Origin of the sequence: Paenibacillus sp. S02 (assembly GCF_019454065.1) — a bacterium.
In the GTDB taxonomy this organism is placed as follows: Bacteria; Bacillota; Bacilli; order Paenibacillales; family Paenibacillaceae; genus Paenibacillus; species Paenibacillus polymyxa_B.
The window spans coordinates 4,360,930-4,382,847 of record NZ_CP073682.1; the positions used below are offsets into that span (position 1 = coordinate 4,360,930).

20 protein-coding genes and 2 pseudogenes are annotated in these 21,918 nt (G+C 43.3%); 5 read left to right on the forward strand and 17 right to left on the reverse strand.

Annotation, left to right across the window (positions count from 1 at the left end; translation table 11 throughout):
• Positions 1–553 precede the first annotated feature (553 nt).
• From KAI36_RS19370 to KAI36_RS19410, 9 genes and pseudogenes are all read right to left on the reverse strand, one after another.
• A complete protein-coding gene (locus KAI36_RS19370; RefSeq protein ID WP_220025765.1) occupies positions 554–1,255 on the reverse strand; it encodes an SDR family NAD(P)-dependent oxidoreductase in 702 nt (233 codons plus the stop codon).
• A gap of 67 nt (positions 1,256–1,322) precedes the next feature.
• On the reverse strand, positions 1,323–1,805 hold the full coding sequence (locus KAI36_RS19375; protein WP_220025766.1) for a MarR family winged helix-turn-helix transcriptional regulator: 483 nt from the start codon (positions 1,803–1,805) through the stop codon (positions 1,323–1,325).
• A gap of 185 nt (positions 1,806–1,990) precedes the next feature.
• Positions 1,991–3,049: an alkene reductase gene (locus KAI36_RS19380; RefSeq protein ID WP_220025767.1), complete on the reverse strand. Its 1,059-nt coding sequence runs from the start codon at positions 3,047–3,049 to the stop codon at positions 1,991–1,993.
• A 387-nt stretch (positions 3,050–3,436) separates the two neighbouring features.
• Positions 3,437–3,965: pseudogene (locus tag KAI36_RS19385) on the reverse strand (MFS transporter); the annotation flags it as partial.
• A 438-nt stretch (positions 3,966–4,403) separates the two neighbouring features.
• Positions 4,404–5,396, reverse strand: coding sequence for a Gfo/Idh/MocA family protein (locus KAI36_RS19390; protein WP_220025768.1), 993 nt, complete (start codon positions 5,394–5,396; stop codon positions 4,404–4,406).
• A gap of 212 nt (positions 5,397–5,608) precedes the next feature.
• Complete coding sequence (locus tag KAI36_RS19395) at positions 5,609–6,052, reverse strand: HEAT repeat domain-containing protein (protein ID WP_013311410.1); 444 nt, start codon at positions 6,050–6,052, stop codon at positions 5,609–5,611.
• A gap of 325 nt (positions 6,053–6,377) precedes the next feature.
• Entirely contained in the window at positions 6,378–6,719 is a 342-nt protein-coding gene (locus KAI36_RS19400) for a cupin domain-containing protein (protein WP_023989787.1), read from the reverse strand.
• Positions 6,720–6,794: 75 nt separating this feature from the next.
• The gene (locus tag KAI36_RS19405) at positions 6,795–8,045 is read right to left on the reverse strand and encodes a PTS ascorbate transporter subunit IIC (RefSeq protein WP_220025769.1); all 1,251 of its coding nucleotides are present in this window, start codon (positions 8,043–8,045) and stop codon (positions 6,795–6,797) included.
• Positions 8,046–8,367: 322 nt separating this feature from the next.
• The gene (locus tag KAI36_RS19410; protein ID WP_220025770.1) at positions 8,368–9,390 is read right to left on the reverse strand and encodes a substrate-binding domain-containing protein; all 1,023 of its coding nucleotides are present in this window, start codon (positions 9,388–9,390) and stop codon (positions 8,368–8,370) included.
• A 344-nt stretch (positions 9,391–9,734) separates the two neighbouring features.
• Between KAI36_RS19410 and KAI36_RS19415 the strand changes: the two genes are divergently transcribed.
• A complete protein-coding gene (locus tag KAI36_RS19415; RefSeq protein WP_220025771.1) occupies positions 9,735–10,928 on the forward strand; it encodes a glycoside hydrolase family 5 protein in 1,194 nt (397 codons plus the stop codon).
• 280 nt (positions 10,929–11,208) lie between these two features.
• A complete protein-coding gene (locus KAI36_RS19420; RefSeq protein WP_025723257.1) occupies positions 11,209–11,538 on the forward strand; it encodes a hypothetical protein in 330 nt (109 codons plus the stop codon).
• Between the two features lie 149 nt (positions 11,539–11,687).
• Here the strand turns inward: KAI36_RS19420 and KAI36_RS19425 are convergent, their stop codons facing one another.
• Both KAI36_RS19425 and KAI36_RS19430 read right to left on the reverse strand, forming a co-directional pair.
• Positions 11,688–12,269: an NAD(P)H-dependent oxidoreductase gene (locus KAI36_RS19425; RefSeq protein ID WP_025723258.1), complete on the reverse strand. Its 582-nt coding sequence runs from the start codon at positions 12,267–12,269 to the stop codon at positions 11,688–11,690.
• A 74-nt stretch (positions 12,270–12,343) separates the two neighbouring features.
• Positions 12,344–12,928 carry a TetR/AcrR family transcriptional regulator gene (locus KAI36_RS19430; RefSeq protein ID WP_025723259.1) on the reverse strand — a complete coding sequence of 195 codons (585 nt, stop codon included), beginning with the start codon at positions 12,926–12,928 and terminating at the stop codon, positions 12,344–12,346.
• A gap of 306 nt (positions 12,929–13,234) precedes the next feature.
• Here KAI36_RS19430 and KAI36_RS19435 point away from each other — a divergent pair.
• Positions 13,235–13,641 (forward strand): annotated as a pseudogene (locus tag KAI36_RS19435) (oxidoreductase).
• Here KAI36_RS19435 and KAI36_RS27545 read toward each other — a convergent pair.
• A complete protein-coding gene (locus KAI36_RS27545; protein ID WP_220025772.1) occupies positions 13,543–14,166 on the reverse strand; it encodes a DUF4183 domain-containing protein in 624 nt (207 codons plus the stop codon). The pseudogene KAI36_RS19435 and the gene KAI36_RS27545 overlap by 99 nt on opposite strands.
• A gap of 448 nt (positions 14,167–14,614) precedes the next feature.
• Here KAI36_RS27545 and KAI36_RS19445 point away from each other — a divergent pair, with 448 nt between their 5' ends.
• Positions 14,615–15,028, forward strand: a complete 414-nt coding sequence (locus KAI36_RS19445; RefSeq protein WP_220025773.1) for a DUF4183 domain-containing protein — start codon at positions 14,615–14,617, stop codon at positions 15,026–15,028.
• A gap of 159 nt (positions 15,029–15,187) precedes the next feature.
• On the opposite strand, the gene KAI36_RS19450 is transcribed toward KAI36_RS19445, so the two are convergent.
• Positions 15,188–15,925, reverse strand: coding sequence for a cyclase family protein (locus tag KAI36_RS19450; RefSeq protein WP_023989797.1), 738 nt, complete (start codon positions 15,923–15,925; stop codon positions 15,188–15,190).
• A 478-nt stretch (positions 15,926–16,403) separates the two neighbouring features.
• Between KAI36_RS19450 and KAI36_RS19455 the strand changes: the two genes are divergently transcribed.
• Positions 16,404–17,687 carry a pectate lyase family protein gene (locus KAI36_RS19455; RefSeq protein WP_071642335.1) on the forward strand — a complete coding sequence of 428 codons (1,284 nt, stop codon included), beginning with the start codon at positions 16,404–16,406 and terminating at the stop codon, positions 17,685–17,687.
• A 148-nt stretch (positions 17,688–17,835) separates the two neighbouring features.
• Here the strand turns inward: KAI36_RS19455 and KAI36_RS19460 are convergent, their stop codons facing one another.
• The 4 genes from KAI36_RS19460 to KAI36_RS19475 all read right to left on the reverse strand — a co-directional run bounded on the left by KAI36_RS19460 (position 17,836) and on the right by KAI36_RS19475 (position 21,885).
• Complete coding sequence (locus KAI36_RS19460) at positions 17,836–18,903, reverse strand: ABC transporter ATP-binding protein (RefSeq protein WP_013311421.1); 1,068 nt, start codon at positions 18,901–18,903, stop codon at positions 17,836–17,838.
• A 214-nt stretch (positions 18,904–19,117) separates the two neighbouring features.
• Complete coding sequence (locus KAI36_RS19465; RefSeq protein WP_076293890.1) at positions 19,118–20,497, reverse strand: HAMP domain-containing sensor histidine kinase; 1,380 nt, start codon at positions 20,495–20,497, stop codon at positions 19,118–19,120.
• Positions 20,498–20,499: 2 nt separating this feature from the next.
• Positions 20,500–21,210 carry a response regulator transcription factor gene (locus tag KAI36_RS19470; protein ID WP_023989808.1) on the reverse strand — a complete coding sequence of 237 codons (711 nt, stop codon included), beginning with the start codon at positions 21,208–21,210 and terminating at the stop codon, positions 20,500–20,502.
• Between the two features lie 168 nt (positions 21,211–21,378).
• Positions 21,379–21,885 (reverse strand): hypothetical protein, encoded by a 507-nt coding sequence (locus KAI36_RS19475; RefSeq protein ID WP_220025774.1) that lies wholly within the window; start codon positions 21,883–21,885, stop codon positions 21,379–21,381.
• Positions 21,886–21,918 lie beyond the last annotated feature (33 nt).

A 21,918-nucleotide genomic window follows, 5' to 3' on the forward strand; every position in this document is an offset into this window, starting at 1 on the left:
ACGTATTTCACGTTACTATTGCCCTTCATTACTTTCATCACATGCGAATTATGTATATCCGGGTAAAGTAAGTATTTAACGTATGGATCGTATAGGAGGAGTGCAAATGAATCAAGTGATTAAAATACCGTATGAAGGAGGATATCGTTAGATTGTAGTGGATGAACATCAACAAATGATTAAACCGATTATGAAGTATATTAAGTATCTAGATCAGATGGGACGGGCAGCCAATACGTTAAAATCGTATGTTTATCAATTAAAGGTATATTGGGACTTTCTACTTTAATACGGTGGCTTCCCCACTCCGGTGTGTCCAAAGCTTTTTTATATGGACATGCAAGCTTGGGACAATTATTGCAATATGACGCTGTCACAAAAAAAATTACGATTCGACAGTTACTCGCCAAAGTCATATGGGACAACTTACCCGATATTCTCTGTATCCAAAATGTATTACGAAAAAACAAGAATAGCCCTCTCTCTAGTAGAGAAAGGGCTATAATAGAAGTGGAAGTAAATCAGAAGTTATGCGTAAATCCTTTTATTTAAATTAGTATGTTGCTAGAGTGCCGTCGTAATTAATCACCTGTCCATTGTGATTTTCATCATCCAAAACAAAGTTGACAATTAATTCCGCAGCTTGAGCAGGTGTTTTTACAAAATCTCCTGTTATACGCCCATTCAAATCCGTCGAAACCGCTCCTGGCATCACTGCAAAAATCTCCACAGGTATACTTTCCTTCTCAAAACTCATTCCCCAAGACTTTGTCATGACATTTAAAGGAGCCTTAGCTGTTTGGTAGGCAAATGTATTAAAGAAAGGTATCGGTTCAATGGGTATACTGATGTTTTCAATCGTGCCTTTATTGGCAATCAATAGGGGTAGTAAGCCTTTTGAAAGTGCAAAAGGACCAATAAAGTTAACTTGATGAGTTGCCTGTAGATCTTCAACCGCAAACTCCCATCCAGGTTTATGCATGTCGCCTGGAATACCGGCATTGTTTACCAAGAGCGTCAACTCCGGGTAATTCTGCTTAATCGTTGTCACTGCATTATCAATACTCTCTAAGTCAGCAACGTCCAACAGTACCAAATGTGCATCACCAAATTCTCGGAGCGCAGTTACTGCCGTTTCTCCTCGCTCCTGATTGCGTGCTCCCACTAAAACACGATACCCCACTTCTAACAACTGTTTCGCAATCTCAAATCCAATACCTTTATTTGCACCAGTTACTAACGCAGTCTTTGTCATCTTTTATTCTCCTTTTTTTCTACATACTTCTGATAATGAGCAAGCTTTAGTTCGACGCACGACGGCATTACATTTTACTTTCCATATTAGCTGAAATCTTTTGCGATAAAGAGATTAACAGCTCTTTTTCTTGTTCCGTAAGCCCTTTTGATGTTATTTTTTCCATTTCTGTCCAAACGGAAATGGACTTGGCTACAAACTCGCGGCCAGCTTCTGTTAGCTTCACAAGTGTAACACGCCCATCTTTTGGTGAGCGTGAACGAGTGACTAATCCCGCATTCTCTAAGCGTCGAACAGATTTGGCTACTGTTGAATGATCCAGTCGCATGGTGAAGCCTAGACTTTGTTGCGACTGCTCATCTTTCTCCCATAACTGCATAAGCATAATTTCCTGACCAGCGTACAAGCCTACGTCCCGTAGTAAATGCGCAGCCAAACCCCGGTGCGATCTAGCTAGTGAAAAAACAGCAAAATTTATTGGAAAACGTTGAATTGCTTGCATGTCTTCTTTAAACAATCCTTCGCTTAAATCATTTTTAATTCCATCCATGTTTAACTTAACCTCCTACAGTTACTTTGCGTTCAAAGGTAGTGGATAACCCCATGATTGTAAAGATGCAGTTGCTTCACATGGTCTGCCTTTAGCTTGCTTTGACGATTGAAAAAATTCACGCTACACCATAGCAATTCGCTTATGAAATGCCGAAGGTAATATACTTCCATTTATATCTGAATTCAATTCATTGTAGGGTAATCTGTATAGCCGTGTTGGTCACCACCATAAAAGGTAGACGGATCTGCTTCGTTCAGCGGAGCACCTGCTTTCAAACGTTCTACAAAGTCAGGATTGGCAAGCGCCCAAGTACCTACCGATACAATATCTGCAAGTCCTGCATTAACATCTCGATCGATTTCCTCTAGAGGGCGGCTCGGACGATTAACTACAAGCACAGTCGGCCAAGCTGAGCGAATTTCACGAAGCGTTTCTTCATTACCGCCATGCAAGACATGAAGATAAGCGAGGTTAAGTTTGGCAAGTTCTGAAATCAAGTATTTATATACCTCAGGCCCTTTATCACCCTCAACCAGGTCTCCCATTGGAATATCAGGAGAGATACGTAAGCCTGTACGCTCAGCTCCAATTTCTTCTGCCACGGCTGTTGCTACTTCAATGGCAAAACGTGCGCGATCTTCAATCGAGCCTCCATACTGGTCTGTTCGTACATTTGCATTTTCTGAAATAAATTGATGAATTAAATATCCGTTTGCCCCATGAATCTCTACACCATCTGCTCCAGCCTGAATAGCAGCAGCAGCTGCCTTGCGGAAATCTTCAACAGTCGCTTTAACATCTTCAAGGCTTAACTCACGCGGAACGGGAATATCCTGCATTCCGGTTGCAGTAAACATCTGCGCTTTCGGTGCAATGGCAGACGGAGCAACCGGCTGGCGATGATGCGGTGTGTTTTCTGGATGCGACATACGCCCCGCATGCATCAATTGAATAAATAAATATCCGCCAGCTTGGTGAACTTGGTCAGCTACCTTTTTCCAGCCTGCTATATGTGCATCGCTATAGATACCTGGTGTATACAAATAACCTTGGCCATCTTCTGAAGGTTGCGCACCTTCGCTGATAAGAAGGCCTAGTGAAGCGCGTTGTTTATAATATAGTGGACTAAGTTCTCCTGGTGTCCCGTCATGAAATGCACGAGATCTAGTCATAGGAGCTAAAGCCATACGATGTTGCAAGTTTAAGTTTCCGACTTTTATTGTATTCCATAACTTTTTCATTTTCAAACCTTCTTTACTTTATATAGTTGACGACCACATAAATATAGCAAAGTATTATGTGGTCGTCAACACATTTTGCATAAGTTCCAATAATGATTAGAAATTTAGTACAGTTACTTGATGAAAACAGGTACTCTTTTAAAATCGAGGTGTGAATTAAAACATCTAAGTAGAATCATGATGATATATTTATAGTGAATAATAGAAGTAAAACCAAAAATCTAGTGTCTTTCTATCAGATTTATACTGCTCCGGTTGATTCATAGCATTATAGCTATAGGTACTTCTCATATAACCGCAGCCTACTATCATTGCCTGACAACAACAAGGATCTTTTACACCTACAAGTAAATTCCCAGAGTTTTATTTTATTACTTTTGGACGTTTCTAAAACAAAATTGGAATGAGTAACAAAGCAATAACACCGCCACTATAAGATAACGTGGCATAGCTTGAATTAGCTACAACTATTCCCGAAAGAGCACCATCAGATTCTCTAGCTAAAGCAATCATTACATCAACAGTACCTTGCACTTTAGCGCGATTATTTGTTGTTGTAGAATCTACAATCAAAGCTTTAACCTAAAAAAGCCAAAATTCCGTCCTAGGTCAAGCAATGAAAGAGCAACAAGTAACATCACCATAGAATCAGCAGGTGCAGTAGCAGCTATAACCACTGAAAGCAAAAAAATTATGGTAGCCGCTATTGCCATTACGATCCGCCCTACCTTATCCACTAATATCCCGGTAATTAAAGATGGTAAATACATAGCACCAATATGAAATCCTATAACTAGCCCCACTTCTGCTAAGCCATGACCATGATGTCCCATATGTATTGGAGTCATTGTCATAATAGAAACCATTACGATTTGGGTTAGAATTATATTAGCGCACCAAGTGTAATTCCTCTTTTTACGTTCATGCGTTAGCTCTTCTGATGTAGCATTCATTGTTTGCTTCCTAACATTAATTAGAAAGCGCTTATATTAATAATCAATCGATATCATGATCATGAAAAAATATTTAACTAGAATAATAGATTTTCACATTGACCTTACAAAATATATGCTTGCACAAGCGTACTTTTTAATTTTTACTAACGTTTTTATCTATGTCTATATATAATTAAAGATATTCTTCTTTTTCTCAAAGGAATATCTAAAATTGAGTCTTGATAATCGAATAAAATGGGCAGGAATGCTATGAAACAGAAAGGTCGTAGGGTAAACGAAAAAAATGACTCCCGACAAATGCAGGAGCCATCTACTGACCAGTTATACCGAAGCTTCTTTCAAATCACCCAAACTAAGGTACCGTCCAGGCTCCAAAGCTTGTATATGAAATGGGTATCCTATTGGAGCGTAGCCAAAATACGGTCGCACAGCTCCATCGTTTTCACGTTATCCCATCCACTTGAATCAGGCGTCCGTCCTTCTTGGCAGCAGTTCATGAAATGTGCGATTTCACCAACAAAACCGCGCAAGTACAAATCACGGTATCCGCCCGACATCGCGGAGGCTGACGGTGTCAGAACCGTATCGTTTTCCGCAAGGGATTTCCAAGGAAGCTCTGTATGACTCTCCGACTTGTGAATGATCAGTGTATTCACTTCATCCGCGTTCGCAAAACCGTGATCAAAGGTTACCGTGAACCCTTCACTCTCGCGTGTCCATGCTGTCATACCTGCGAAGTATAGGCTACCCACTACACCATTTTCAAATTTCAGGGCAATCGTATGGGAAACAAACTCGCCGTTATCGTTCGCAAATCCGGTAACCTGCACCACTTCTCCAAACAAATAACGTACCAGATCGACCATATGAACCGCCGCCAGCTTCATGAAATCTTCGCCGGTTTTACAAAACAGGGTACTGTCCACGAGAAATTTTGCCTGAAATGAGCGTGCGGCTCCAAGCGAGCCACCCTCAATCAATTCTTTTAATTTTATGTATACAGGCGCGTAACGCTTCATGAAACCGACCATCAGTACGACACCCGCTGCTTCTGCCGCATCTGCAATTTGGGCCGCTTCCTCGGCATTCCAGCCCAGTGGCTTCTCTACAAAAACATGTTTTCCAGCCTTAATGCAGTCCAGTACGAGCGAAGGATGATCTGCCGCTTGTGCAATCACGACAACTCCATCACAGTCTTCCTGCTCCAGCATAGCCTTGTAATTGTCATAAGGTGTGCCGCTGCTTCCAAACCGCTGAAGTGCTGTCTTCGATCTGCTTAGATCTCTAGTCGCAATCGCCTGAATTTCAGCACCTGCCCCAATGACAGCAGGATATATATTCGTTGAAGCGTGAAAGCCAGCCCCGATAAAACACAGCCTCGCCTTGCTCATGTTAGTCCCTCCCATCTACACACTAAAATAATCCGATCCCATCGTACCATATTGCCAAAGTATATATACAGTGGCATAAAGATAAAGGACATGATTCTTAAGGAGAACAAGATAAAAAACCTTAACAAAGATAATCCCTTATCCTTGTTAAGGCTCTGTCTGTATCACCAGCAACAATCTTTAAAAATACATTCAATTACAGGGTTCAGACATTATCTTGTGGATAACGAAGCCCATTTTTGCTCCAGCCACTGATCAAATTCAGCACCCTTGTCACCTTCATAGATGTCATAAATATCGACTCTCATCTTGTGCAGCTTCTCGCGAAAATCGTTATAGGTATGGTCGGCTGGCAGGCTTTTTTTAATCCGCACCAGAATCTTCGTCAGGCCCTTAACAAGCTCACCCTCTTTGCGCACAGGCGGCTGTACATTCTCGCCCCATTCCTGAAGTCTGCGGTAAGCGGCTTCCTGAACGGCATATACCGTATCATTATTCAAACGGTGTGTCAGCAAGTCAATCGTCTGCTGGTTCTTCCATGCACCCAGATCATTTACCGCGGCTAGGCGTGTTTTCCAATCGGAGGTTCGGTTTGCAGCTACTTTAAGCTGCTCATATACTTCTGCAAATTCCTGCTGAGTTTCGTTGTTTTCCAAAATAATCTCATCCTTTTCTAAAAATCACTATATTACTGTTCATCACGATTACCGTTTGTTAAATATAACATACTTGCAGGTCTTCTTCTAAAAAAAGATAAAAAGAAATGTATCGGACCCAAAGCAACTCATATGAACAAAAAAGAACCTGAGGTTTACCTCAGGCTCACTGGTGCAGATTAACAACTGAAAACCTGCGTTTGTACCGTTTTTTTACATCGGACATGGCCAGAAGGCGTTCATTCGCCTCGGTTATCTGCCGCTGAAAAGCATCGTGAATTTCTCCAGATATCTGGGTAGATAAACCGTATTTTGAAAGGGGAATTTACAGAAAATCTGCACGTGCTGGTGTAAATGCATCTAACAGAATACCGCCATCCTCCAGTGGGATACAGCCATGAAGAGTATCGGATGGAAAATGGATGCTGTCTCCTTCTTTTACAGTCTGCACTTCCTTTGTTTCGCCATTATCGATCATAAACTTAAAACTTCCCTTTATTACATAAGTGACTTGTTCATGGACATGCTTATGCAACAGGATCTCCCCTGTTTGAGCTTTAGCAAACATCACTTTGACATACATAAGCTGGTCACTGTGGGCCAGCACTTTCCGGGTGGTATTACTGTCAACGATATCAATTTGAATATCTTGATCGTTAAAAAACATGGATAATTCCTCCTCTTTTTAAGGCGCAAATAATTTAGATAAGTTATTTTGAAAAAATTCATAAATCGATTTAGTTTAAAACCAGCGAAAAATAAGCCAAAGTACACCAGAAAGAGTAGTAAAGTCGGGATCGGCGAACGTTACCCCTTCGGCGCCCAAAAAAGAAAAGAGCGGCAAGGTGAGAGCCGGCAGCAGACAGAGCAAGAATCCATTAAGACAACTGGAAATAACAGCCCCTCTGAAACCACCGCTGGAATTGCCGAATATCGCGGCTGCACCACCAGCGAGGAAGCAGGCCATGATCCCTGGCACAATGACAGGCAATCCGATAAACGGGAAAAGAAAGACGCAGGCAACGCCTGTGAAGAAGCTAACCAAGAAGCCTACCAACGCGGAATTGGGTGATTTGTCGAACAGTACCAGAACATCCACACCAGGGATTGCTCCAGGTGCGAACACTTGGGAGAAACCTTTGAAAGCGGGTACAATTTCAGTTGTGAACAGCTTAACACCTGCTTTTGCGATATACAAGCCGCCAGCAAAAATAGCTGACTGTTCGAGGATGAAGACGATATATTCTTTGCCATCCGATAATTTGCTGACATAATCAGAACCAGCAACCAGTCCAGATACCAGTAAAAGCACAAGCATCGTCAAGGTCGTTGCAACATTGGGGTCGCGCAAAAAACTGATGCGGTCATTAATTTTCACATTTTCGGTGTCATTTTCACGGTTGCCAAAAACTTTCCCTAAATAGGTACCTAGAATGTAAGAGGTCATGGAAGCATGAGCAATCGTATATTCATCCGATTTAATAATGTTTTTGCTGGCATTCCGGAGTAGGTAAGGAAACACCGCCATATAGCTCCCAATTACCAAAGAACCGACGATGATCGTAGTTAGCGAACTGAGACCCAGCCCTTTCATAACGGCTGTAGCGGCAAAGCTCATAAACAAAATCAAGTGAAGAGACAAATAAATGTACTTGAACTTGGTCAGGCGTGCAAGCACGATGTTAAGGATCATGGAAAAGAGCAAAATGAGCGCAGCATCCGCCCCGATCTGATCAATGGTCAGTGCCATAATGGCTTCATTGCTTGGTACGACACCTTTAAGGTTGAACGCATAAGAAAAAATTTGGCTGAAGTTAGTGAGAACGCCACCTAAAATTCCGCCGCCGACCTTGATCATGGTGAAGCCCATAAAAGAAAGGGTAGTTCCCGTAATGATCTCTGATACTTTCTTCCTCTGGAATATAAGGCCGAGTAAAGTCACAATCGCGATAATGATGGATGGCTCCCTGATAATGCTCATAAACATTTCCATAGTGATCTCCGACTTTCTTTTATTTATTTTCCATTCTTACTAAATCGATTTAGTAATACTCGAAAAAAATTTCCCTCTCGGGAATGTAAAAAGAAGCAGAATCATTTTTTGTGAATCAATTCACAACTTACTCCATACATTATTCGTTTAAGCTTCACTCCTCCCCTCTCTTCAATCGCAATCATCACTAAAATCAGGACATACATAAATGAAAGGGTATTCATGACTCGAATCATAAGATCATTATAGCTCTTTATTTTCTTTTTACAATAGAATTTATAAAAACGTTTTCAAAAAGATGAAAAGGACTTAATCAAATCATTCAGTTCAGTTTTTGGACAGATTCTCTGTGGTTAATGACCGGATTCATTCGTATGATTTCTGACAGCTCCTCATGATCCTGTTCTTTTTGATCAATTTTCTCCAGCAGTAGCCTCGCACTTCTTTTCCCCATTTCAAAACTCGGCTGGGAAACGGTGGTGATCGGCGGATTATAAAAAGATGCAAAGGATACATCATCTATGCCAATCAAGGAAAAGTCATTAGGTATGGCCAGATGATTATTTTTTGCATAAATCAGCACCTGCTCCAAAATCATGTCATTCGTAGCAATGATTGCGGTGGGCGGATGCTCCATATGGAATAGTTGTCTAATCAGATTAGGCATTTCATCCAACCTGCCGCTTTTGATATAGTTTTCATTCACTGATATGCCATGTTTGCCCAACGTATTTCGATAACCTGACAGCCGCTCACTTCGTGTAGTGATCGCTTTTTTGCCTAAGGGGAACGTGATGATCCCAATGTTGTTATGACCATGCTCAATGAGTGCTTCAACCGCAAGCTCGCTGGCCTTTTCATTATTCAACAGCACTGTGTCTACGCTGATTTCATCGATTTTTCGGTCCACAAACACGAAAGGATAGCCATTTTTGACAAGGGAAACATATAATTTCTTGTTCTCTTCCGTCGGGAAAATAATAAGTCCATCCACTTGCCGAGCAATCATCGACTGAACATACTTTTTCTCTTTGAGCGAATCATCATCGGTATTGCAGACAATGACCTGGACATTTTCCAGTTGGCATTCATCTTCAATTGCACGCACGACTTCTGTTGTAAATCTCGATAAAATGGTTGAAGAAATAACCCCCACAATAAAGGTCTTCTTCTGCTTGAGACTACGTGCCACCTCATTAGGTATATAACTGAGATCCTCAATCGCTTGCTCGATCTTCTTCTTGGTGTTTTCACTCATATAGTTGTATCTCTTTTGTAGAAACTGCGAAACTGTACTCTTCGACACACCGGCACGTTCTGCAACTTCCTTCATCGTTGTTACCATAATTACCCTCCTTTCCTTTCCTTTTCTGCATGTAAGGCGTGTTAATTTTCAAATATATATATTCTGCAACTTGTATGTAAAGTGAATTTCACTTTATTATATACCTTCTTTTACAGCAGGAAAATATAATAAATGAGGAGTTAGAGCGTGTCCTCCAGCCCCTAAACAACCGCTCCCACAAAAGCTGGACACTTAGCTTAACCATACGTTGTTACGAATCTATTGAATTCGAACGAAATCTTAGAAATATACGAATTTTATGAACTTGTTTGATGGAAGATTTGAACATAAAATGAGAATGTAATTGGTTACAATTTCTTTTAAATAAAGGAGGAAGCAGAATTATGAAGAAAAAAGGACTGAAAAAAACATTTTTCGTCATTACCTCCCTCGTTATGGGCTTCACACTGTATGGCTATACTCCCGCTTCAGCAGATGCAGCCAGTGTGAAAGGATATTATCACACCCAAGGAAACAAGATTGTAGACGAATCAGGGAAAGAAGCGGCATTTAACGGCCTGAACTGGTTCGGTCTGGAAACTCCTAATTACACCTTGCATGGACTGTGGAGCCGCTCAATGGACGACATGCTAGATCAGGTGAAGAAAGAAGGCTACAATCTGATTCGTCTGCCTTACAGCAATCAGTTATTCGATTCCAGTTCCCGTCCAGACAGTATTGATTACCACAAAAACCCTGATCTTGTCGGATTAACTCCGATTCAAATTATGGACAAGCTGATCGAAAAAGCTGGACAACGCGGTATTCAGATTATCCTTGACCGTCACCGTCCAGGCTCAGGTGGGCAATCCGAGCTGTGGTACACATCCCAGTATCCTGAGTCTCGCTGGATTAGTGACTGGAAAATGTTAGCTGACCGTTATAAAAACAACCCCACCGTCATTGGTGCGGATTTGCACAACGAGCCACACGGGCAAGCAAGCTGGGGTACAGGCAATGCCTCCACAGACTGGCGTCTGGCGGCACAACGTGCAGGGAATGCGATTCTGTCCGTGAATCCGAATTGGCTGATTCTCGTAGAAGGTGTAGACCACAATGTACAAGGCAACAATAGCCAATACTGGTGGGGTGGCAACCTGACAGGTGTAGCCAACTATCCTGTCGTTCTGGACGTACCGAATCGTGTCGTATATTCTCCACATGATTACGGCCCTGGTGTGTCTTCGCAGCCATGGTTCAACGACCCGGCCTTCCCGTCCAACCTGCCAGCGATCTGGGATCAAACCTGGGGCTACATCAGCAAGCAAAACATAGCTCCGGTACTGGTCGGTGAATTCGGCGGTCGTAACGTTGATTTGTCTACTACTGAGGGGAAATGGCAAAATGCACTCGTAGACTATATTGGTGCCAACAACCTGTACTTTACGTACTGGTCCCTGAATCCGAATAGCGGCGACACAGGCGGTCTGCTACTGGATGACTGGGTTACCTGGAATCGTCCGAAGCAGGATATGCTGAGCCGGATTATGAAACCTGTTATTTTTGTAGCGGAACAAGCGAAAGCAACCGCCGAATAGGCACAGGGCTTCACTTCACTTATTGAAAAAGCCGATTTTCCTCCTTCAGGCCAGATTATGCTGGGCTATGAAGATGTGGAGAAACGGCTTTTTTTGTGGTACCTGCAAACCTCCAGGATTATACTCCACGTGTGTACATGCTTTCCTCCCCTTCTTGACGCCTTCTATCCAGTTTTATACATTGTAAATTCCCCATTGTATGGGTCATTTTGTAAACTAAATCTCTCTTTTAACCGATAAATACATATGTTGGATTTGAACTCAGGAAGGAAGATTTCATGTGATTGTTTGGAAGGGTTTTGGTATTTTAAACATCGTTGTTCCAGGGATTTTATTTTTTATAGTTGGGAGTTTAGTATCCGCTCTAGGGCTTGACTCCATAGATTCCCGGCTACCAATGGCTTTTGTGTTCATTGTGTCGGGGGTTATTATCTGGTACTTGGGAAAAGCGCTTAACGCCGACTCGGACAAAGTGCTAGTTGATATGGAAACTGGGCAACGCTATCGAATGGGAACCCAACACAGTCTGTTTTTTATCCCTATGCATTATTGGGGCCCTGCCGGTCTAGCGATCGGATTTATTTTAATCGTTGCATCGATATTTATATAACGTTGATTGCAAACATGAGCTATTCCGAACACCACAATGCGAGCCAGTTGCTCCCATTGTGGTCTTTTTCCTTTTCGCAGGTCAATTATGATCAGATACCACCATGATTTACCTGTAGGCCAATGAATTTGGGGCAGGCAGGTGAAAACCTAGCTCATGTTTCGCCCCAGCTGCTCCACCTTGCTCAGCCAATCGTTGCGCTGCTGATCCGATAATTTATTCATGAGATCAATCGCAGTAGAATGCACCGGTTTGACACCACATAGATGCAGCGTTGAATCCTTCATCATCCGATGTCCAGGCTGTCCCTGGAAAAATCGGTAATACCAATGCGGACCGTCCATCGTTGTAATGAGGCGGGCCGTTCTTCCTTTTAGAAGCTTGTCAGGCAAGGGTTTTCCTTTTTGATACTTAAACGCAAATCCCGGCATAAAGGTACGGTCAATGAATCCTTTCATTAATGCAGGCAAGCTGCCCCACCAGATCGGAAAGACAAAAACGAGATGTTCTGCCCATTTAATCGACTCCTGTGCTTGGATCAAATCAGGTTCCAGCGGTAATTTATTACGATATCCACCTAATAGATTTGGATTAAAGTCCAACGCGGATAGCTGCAACAAACGAACCTCTGCCCCTGCAGCCTTCGCTCCTTTTACATAGGATTGAGCCAGCGCTTCCCCATAACTGCCAGCGACCGGATTCCCTTGAATCACCAATATTTTTTTAGACATATAAACCACTTCCTACCTTCATATTATGATTTTAGTTAGAAGACACTAACTTTATATTTAAAAAGAAAAGGTCACTACTGACCTTTACTTAATAAAGCAGTTAAACGTTGTTTGACCTCTGCTGCAAATGGAACCAACTGCTGTGGAAGTTCACCTTCCAGGCTGGACACGGACAAGCGTGTAATGGCTCCAATGATGAGCACACCGGATAGCAGAGCATCCTGCTTCGGCAGTTCACCTTGTTGAATCCCCTGTTCGATGAATTCAGTCAACGCCTCCAGCGGCTGACGCACATTCTGGCTCTGGCTTGCTTCAACATACAGCTCATGATGCTGTGATAGTAGAAGCAAACCATACTGGTCCTCATCATGCATATTCAGCACTTCATCCACCAGTTGATGGAAACGACTAACGAAATTCCCACTCTGCTTGCGATAGAAGTCAATTAATGTGGTGTAGCTATTACAATACTGCCCGAATACTTCCAAGGCCATCGCATCTTTACTCTTAAAATGCTTATAAATCGCGGCATCCGTCACACCAGCAGCCTCTCCAATTTCTTTGACCGAAATCCCGTCAATTCCTTTGGTTGCAAATAAGCACATTGCTGCCTGCAGAATATCTTTCTTTTTGCTGTCTACATGTGTTTTCTTATTCATAAGCTTATAGTAAGCGATAACTAACTAAAATGCAAATTATATTTATGCAGGCTCATTCGGTCTTCATACCTCCATTTAAAATATATTGAATCCAACCTAAAATGCCATGTTTTTGAAAACAAATGATCATGAACACCTTAAATAATACGTTTATCACCACATTTTATTCATATAAAATAGATATGTAACCGAATAAAATCGGGTGTTCTGAACCGTAAATAAAGAGGAGTGAACCCAATGAGCTTACTGTTTCAACCCCTTCAAATACGCGATGTAGAGCTAAAAAACCGGGTTATGATGTCTCCAATGGGTACCGTCTCAGCTGCAGAAGACGGAAAAGCAACCGATTGGCATACGCTGCATTATGGCGCTCGGGGGCTAGGACAGGTGGGACTCATTATGCTGAGGTGCATGCAGTCACCCAGCAGGGAAAAGACTCAGGCAGTCTTGGCATATGGAGCGACGAGCACATTTCCCCGCTGCAAAAAGTCGTGCAAGCCATCCATGACCAAGGCTCCAAAGATGGTCTACAGCTTTGGCATGTCGGACGCAAAGGCTCCGTTGCCCCAAGAAACAGCTATATCTGCCTCCGGGTTGCCTCACCGCAAACAGTATCATCCACTGGATCGCACACTAAATTGGACAATTTCCACAATAATAGGTGTGCCGGAGAGAATTGCCTCTCCTTCGTTAAGGCGAATCGTCAGCGATGAAGGTGTTAAGCTATACAATGTGCTTTCTTGTATCATTCCATTAATGTATAGATTGGCATAACTGTTGCTTCCGACATTAAAACGCTGAAAGGCCTCCTGTACACCATCTACAGAAAATTGATCCGCCATAATCGTGATTGAAGATTCAATTGTAGCAGGTGCAAAATAAAAATACCGCTCAGCTATGGGTATAATTTCAATATTTGAAATGTCAGCTGCCGGACCGGTTGGGCCTGTTATACCTTGGGCTCCAGTAGGGCCCGCTATGCCCTGTGCTCCAGTAGGGCCAGGTGCACCTGTTGCACCTGAACTACCTTGGACTCCAGCCGGACCTGGCACTCCTGGCGCTCCCCGTGTTCCTGCTGGACCCTGTATTCCTGGTATTCCTTGGACTCCCGGTGTTCCCGCAGTTCCCGGGATGCCTTGGGCTCCTGCTAAACCTGGAATACCTTGTACCCCTGTCAAACCGGGAATGCCTTGTGCTCCTGCCGAACCCGGTGCAGCTCGCTTTCCCGTCTTGCTCATGCCCCTTCTCCGCTTGCTAGGAGTATTTCTACACCGCCGTTGCATGATTAGCTTTGGATGCTTTTTGGCATGGAACCCCGTTTTTGTTTTATCTTTGAATGAATAACTTGTTTTACACTTTTTACATTTGTTGATCTTGCAATGTACGGTTCTCTTTCCTAGCCTTCTTAGTGATGAATCGCGTCTCCTCATACCAGCCGTATACACCTCCTTCTCACATGCTTATTTATGTATTGTATGCACATCCCCCTTTAGGGTTTTAGGCATCTGTAGCATGCCTATTCCAAGTATTCGCTTCCATCTATATTTGTAGCAAAATAGGGCCTTCTTTATTTACCCTATTATTAATAGAAAGGTTAATATGCCGTTTCCGAATAGGTTGAAAAATCATTTATTGATTAAGAGCCAGCGAATGGCTCATTACCAGTAAAGAAAGGAGATGAGAACTATGCCAATCGTAAAACCTGTGTTCACAGCAGTGGCTACTGCTCCAGTGTCAACAGGTGGTGCTATAACCACGACCGTAACCCCAACCACCACTCGTTTTTTCGCAACGATTACAGCCGGGATGATCGGAGCAACAGAAACAACCATTCCTGCTGCAAGCTTTGTAGATGACGCCAATGCTCCGGTTGTTAATTTACCGACATTAACGGCTACTGATACTTCTAATTATTCTGTTAATGGACTTGTTCAGCAAAGCTCCTTATTCACCCTAAGCACAGCAAGTCTGGTCATTGACTCCACTGATATTTCAGTAGGTGTCCCAGTTATTATCGAAATATCAAATTTTAGCGGCACAGCCTCTACCATCTCAACCCAGCCTACCATCTCTGCTCCTACCATTACTATTACCAGTTGAGACGTTTCACATTTTAAGTCTGACGGATTGAACATTCAAGCCCGCTGTACATTACCCCGTATAAGCTAGAAAAGACCGATTCAGATGTCAATATCTGAATCGGTCTTTTAAGTTCAAGATGATTATATAATCGTTTTCAAATGACTGGGTACTGTATGGTTAAGGTAAAATAGCAAAGGAACGCACCGGAAATCCGGGGGAATCTTGAATGCTGGGAACGATATTATATATGACCGCGCCCGTCGGGGGCAGCTTGTCCAAATTCGTCAGCACCTCAACTTGATACCGATCCTGCTCCAATATGTAATATTCCCCTACCAGCTTGCCAGCTTTGCGATAAGCTACAGAGGAATCGGTATCTAGTGTTTCATGTCCAATGGCAGCCACATTCCGTTCTTCTACCAAAAAGCGTAGCGCCTCCAGCGACCAGCCCGGACAGTGTGCATCTCCGGCGTCGTCCTTGTTCGAGAAGGCATCTGAATCAGGCCAACGTTTGCTCCAATCACTGCGAAAAGCGACAAAGGACTGATCAGCAATGCGTCCATGCTCTTTCTCAAAGTCCAAAATATCCGCAACCGTAAGTTCATAGTCAGAATTGGCTGCAACGGCTGCTGAACGGTCAATGACAACTAGCGGCAAAACCAGCTCCTTCAACGAAAGTTCATGCAAGTACCGTTTGCCCTTCACAAAATGAACGGGTGCGTCAATATGAGTCCCATACTGACCGGGAAAGCAGTATTGTTTTACAAAAAAGCCATCATCGTGGGTAAATAGGGTATCCACCTGAACATTATCGAATACTGGAAAATGAGGGATTTCAGGATAAAAAGCGTGGGACAAATCCACCCACTCTTTTTGCTTCAACAACTTCAAGATATCTGCTAAATGCTCTGCCATGATGCCCATTCCTCCTCAGCTTTATTACAAGCCATTTTACCTGAGGATTCTTCAAAAATCTATAAATCGATCTGCTATTCTAATATAGACAGAAATCTATTTTGTGCGACGGTATGGACGAAGAAGCTGCCATCCCGTCTACGATAAAATGAGCGATTTCTTAACATTGGATATCCCTCCTTTTAGAATGAAATCGTTAACATTCTGATAAAAACATAAAAACAATTCCATATATTCATATATACATTTCCTATTCTGTGTGATTGTTAACGTTTTCATTATTACATATACGTCTTGATTGGAAAAAGAAGGGGGCTATTGAATTATATAAAAAATTCGACAAAAATTTTAGTATGTAACTTTTATTATATTAACAAATACTGGAACACAAAGTATGATAGAAAATGTAGAAACCACAGGAGCACCCGGGACTCCCTTCGTTCGTCTACTCCATTAATCCAATATACGGAGGTATTTTATGAAAAAGAGATTTTCACTCGGAATCGCGGCAGCTCTGCTGTTCACTACCCTGTCCCCTCTTGGTGCACCTGCTCATGCAGCCAGCGATATTGGTAAAGAAACGCTTGGCAGCAAAAACGGATGGGCAGCCTTTTCTACAGGCACAACGGGCGGAGCTGCAGCCTCTTCTTCCAATATTTTTACCGTAACGAATCGCAAACAACTTGTCGATGCCTTAGGCAAAAGCAGCAACACAACACCTAAAATTATTTATGTCAAAGGCACGATCAATGCCAACGTCGATGACAATAATAAACCGTTAGGATTGAACGACTACAAGGACTCTAAATATGAGTTTGACGCCTACCTCAAAGCGTATGACCCGTCCACATGGGGTAAAAAGGCCCCGTCTGGCACATTGGAAAAGGCACGTGAGGCTTCACAAAAAAATCAGGCCAGTCGTGTCGTCATTGAAATTCCGTCCAATACTACGATTGTCGGTCTGGGAAGCGACGCGGTCATTAATGGCGCAAACTTCCAACTAAAAAAAGGGACAGACAACGTTATTATCCGTAATATCGAATTCCAGGATGCCTACGATTATTTTCCTCAATGGGACCCAACGGACGGCAGTACAGGCAATTGGAATTCGGAATATGACAGCATTACAGTTAACGGCGCCACACATGTATGGGTAGACCACAATACCTTCAATGATGGGTCTCACCCCGATAGCCAAAATGGCACCTTTTACGGCCAAGAATACCAGCATCATGATGGACTTCTCGATGTGATTAACCAAGGCGATCTGGTTACAGTGTCTTACAATCATTTTTACGATCATGATAAATCATCAATTATTGGCAACAGCGACAGTAAAACAGCAGATGAAGGGACTTTACGTGTAACCCTGCATCACAATTATTATGAAAACACGGTACAACGCACACCACGCGTACGGTATGGACAAGTCCATCTGTACAACAATTACTATACAGGTGATGTAAAACGCTCCGAATATCCTTCACTGTATATATGGGGCGCAGGTAAATCCTCCAAAATCTTCGCCGAAAACAATGTCATTGACGTTGCCGGTTTATCTGCAGCTAAAATCGTGACTGTCTTTGGAGGAACTGCCCTGTCAGATACGGGCACAATCCTGAATGGACAAGCTGTTAATGCAGGCTCCAGCGCGGGTCTTAGCTCCTCTGTAGGCTGGAAACCATCGCTGAATGATAAAATTTCCCCATCCGCCAGTGTGAAGGCAGAAGTCACTTCCCAAGCCGGCTCCGGTAAGCTGTAAACACTGCCCGCTAACACAAATAACCACAGGCGCATACAACCTGCGATTTTATACCAAAAAGGCTGTTTCCTCCGTAGAATGATTCCACACGGAGAGAACAGCCCTTTTTTTTATTTTTCATTTGTTTAATTACAAATTATAACACGTCTTAACTGCCGTATTGTTCTACCAAAACCGGCTTTTCAAATGCGTTATCCAGCTTGCGAAGTTTAGCCTTAACCGCTTCTGGTGGCTCAACCGCAGGCGCATCTGGATGCAGCAACCATGATTTCACAAAATGCGTATCGGATAATTGAAAGAGTGGAGGCTCTTTCTCAAAGTCGATTTTCATAGCATAAGAACTACGGGCTGCAAAAGCATCCCCTACAGGTGGGTGAAGCAGATCTGGAGGTGTTCCCGGGATAGCTGCCAGCTTCTGACCATGGCTGTCCAAACTTGGCATAGAAGCGAGAAGGCCCCATGTATATGGATGTTTCGGGTTGTAGAAAATTTCATTAACCGTACCTGTTTCCACGATTTGTCCTGCGTACATAACGGCAACGCGATCAGCCATCTTCGCCACAACACCGAGGTCATGAGTAATAAAGATGATGGAAGTATCGATCTTTTTCTGAAGATCCTTCATCAGCTCCAAAATTTGAGCTTGAATCGTTACGTCCAACGCAGTCGTCGGCTCATCGGCAATCAGAAGTTTCGGATTAGCAGCCAATGCCATCGCAATAACGACACGTTGACGCATACCGCCACTAAATTCATGCGGATATTGGTTAAAACGCTGTTCAGGATGTGGAATACCTACCAGATTCAGCAACTCAATACCCCGCTTGCGAGCAGCATCCTTGGATATTTTTTCATGCTTGAAAAGCACTTCCGTGATCTGCTTGCCCACTTTCATCGTCGGGTTAAGCGAAGTCATTGGGTCTTGAGAAATCAGGCCAATTTCCTTACCACGAATTTTTTGCATCTGCTTTTCCGTTTTATTAATCAGCTCTTGTCCGTCAAACATAATTTGACCCTTTTGATAAATGCCTGGAGGGGTCGGAATCAACTTCATAACAGCTTGTGAGGTTACGCTTTTGCCTGAGCCGGATTCACCCACAATCGCCAGCGTCTCTCCTTTATTGACATGAAAGTTTACGCCACGAATGGCCTGCACTAGTCCCTGGCGGGTCTTGAAAGATATCGTTAAGTCCTTCACTTCCAAAAGGCGGTTCATCTCATCACTCTTTCATTTATTATTCATCACTATTATTGACCACTATCTAAAAAAACGACGTCCATGAGTCAAGGTATATACGATTAATTTTACTCAGTTTAGTACCTACCAGTCAAGCTATATCTAAAATATCATCAAAAACCTCTCATATCATGTTACATAAATGGAATGTTTGTCCGAAAAAACGATCATTTTTAACCATTTCTGTACTCATTTATAACATGCGCTGGATGTAGCTGAAGCGTGCTCCACCCAATGGCGAACGTGTGCAGAGTAGTTCTCCATTCAATCGGGTAGCAATTTGACGACAAATAGCCAATCCAAGACCTGTGGCACCATTCGAGCCCGCATAGAATCTTCCAAATACCTCGGCTGCCTCTTGTTCGGTCAGCCCTTCCCCATCATCATCCACGTGCATAACCCATACAACCTCCGGTGTTGTCCCTGTCTCCAAATGAATGACAACCTCCGTAGAGGTGTGCCGAACTGCATTTTGCAACAAATTCAATATCATACGGAACAATTGCTCGGCCGGAACGGCCACATGCAGGCCCTCTCCCTCCACTCGAAGCGAGATAGAACGTTCAGCAGCCACTGGCATCAATAGATGAACAGCATCCTCCGCCATGCTTCTAAGATCAACCAGAGAGACAGGCCATTCTTCATTCAGCGCCTCAAGCCTCGATAGCTGCAGCAGCTTTTCCACCATATCAATTAACCGCTGGGACTGCACTTTGATGATACTCAGCCCCTCGTCCTGGGATACCACTTGATCCTGAATGGCATATACATAGCCTTGAATGGACATTAACGGTGTCCTTAGCTCGTGAGATACATTTTGCAGAAATTCAATTTGACCGTGGTGGTGGTGCTGAATACGGGCGGACATGGAATGAAAGGTGCTGATCAGCTCGCCAATCTCACTTTTATCCGCCTGCGGAAAATCACTATCCTGCGGCTGATTCGGCTCATAGTTGCCTACCGCCTCCATCAATCGTTTGAGCGGACGCACCAGACGTGAGACAACCATCAGACCAATGACGAGAATCACCAAAAAACCCGCGATGATAGATAGTAATGTGGTTCTCATTAACGGTACATACAGTGCTCGCAAAGAAGATAAGGGTGAGTATACAAAAATACGAAAAGGTTGTCCGGGCAATTCTTCATTCGTAAACAGTACCTTTTTACCTTGAAGCACAGCCACCCCTTCATGTGTAGCGGTCAGATCCTGGGCAGACGGATGAACCGATGCAAAAAATCCTTGTCGGATCAAAAGCAAACGCTCGATCTTTTTGCCTTCCATTCCAGAGACGCTTGAGTCGATGATGCGGTTATCCGTGCTTAAAATAAAGTAATCGGCAGATAAAAGCACGCCCTTGATAACATAGTTAAATTCAGCATTATCCAGTCGATCAAAGCCTCCGTCACTCATAATATGGACGGCTTTGCGTGCCTGCTCATGAAGCTTGGATTTGGCCTGATTCACCAGAATGTCGTCGATAAGCCTGATGAATAAGACCACCGTAATACAGACGGTAATAAGCATGGCGATGGTTAGGGAAAGCAGTATTTTAGCTCTCATCGTACGCATGGCTACAACTCCTGAACTGTTGCTTTATATCCGAAGCCCCATACGGTGTTAATGACGAGCGTAGAGTGGTACTCAGCTAACTTTTTACGAATCCGTTTGACCAGATCATCCACGACTCTCACATCACCTATAAAATCATAGCTCCACACCTGCTGAATCAGATGTTCCCTGCCGAAAGGTCTTTCCAGATGATTCGCAAGAAACAACAGCAGGTCGAATTCACGTGAGGTCAAATTTAGCTCTTGTCCGTCCACTGTGACTTTACGAAAGTCAGCAAAAATACACAGATTGCCCGCATGGCATATATCTGCGCTTTCTGCCGCTTGCCTATCGTCTGATGCAGACATTCCGGCCTTGCTCAGTCGCAGCATCGCTTTGACCCTTCCTACCAACTCCCTTGGATTAAAGGGCTTGGTCAAAAAATCGCTGCATCCCAGCTCCAGCCCGTGAATACGGTCGTTTTCTTCTCCACGGGCAGAGATCATAATGATCGGCATTTCCGTAAACTCGCGAAGCTGAGTCAATAGAGAAAGTCCATCAATGCCAGGCATCATAATATCAAGAACGAGACAATCCGGACGGTTCGTACGGATATGCTCTACCAGTGTTTTACCACTGGAAAAGGAAGTGACCTCGTAGGATTCTTTTTTCAAATATTCAGATATTAATTGCAGAATGAACACATCGTCATCCACTACTACTATTTTTGTCATGACCTTAACCCCTTGCCGTTGTTCTGGATGCTTCCATCCTCTCTTTAAGCTTAACAGAAGCCCAGCAGAATAGACAAAAGACGGGTATACCGTTCCCGGTCCCGTCTTTCTTATCATGAATCGCTGCTATATATGCCAGGCGAGCTGAATGCTAACTGCATATCAATCTTATTTCTTGGTTGTTACTGTTTTTGGAGCTGTTTTGACTGTTTTTGAAGCTATTTTGGCTGGGACTGCTTTTTTAACTGGAGCTTTGTGGGTCACTTTTTTAGCTACGACATGATGTGCACGAGTTTTATGAGTTGTTGCTTTGTGTTTAACAACATTATGTTTTTTTGCATGATGTTTAACTGTACGGTACTGCACTTTCACTGCTTTTGTTTTGTGGCTTGCCACTTTTTTCGCAACGGATTTTTTGGCAGGGGCTTTCTTCGCTTTGGTTGTTGTTTTATGAGCTGTTGTAGCTTTTTTAACGGGTGCTTTCACCACAGGTGTTTTCGTCACAGGTGCTTTTGCCGGTGTTTTGGTAGCCGGAGTTGTAACCGCAGGAGCTTTAATTGCTGGTGCAGTGCTCGCTGGAGTCGTTGTTGCTGTAGCGGCGAATGCGCTGCTTGCTCCTCCCAGTACACTTACTACGGTCAATACGGCTGCTGCATTTTTAGTCCATTTTTTCATGATTGAATCACCTCTCCTTTAAAGTATCTTTAG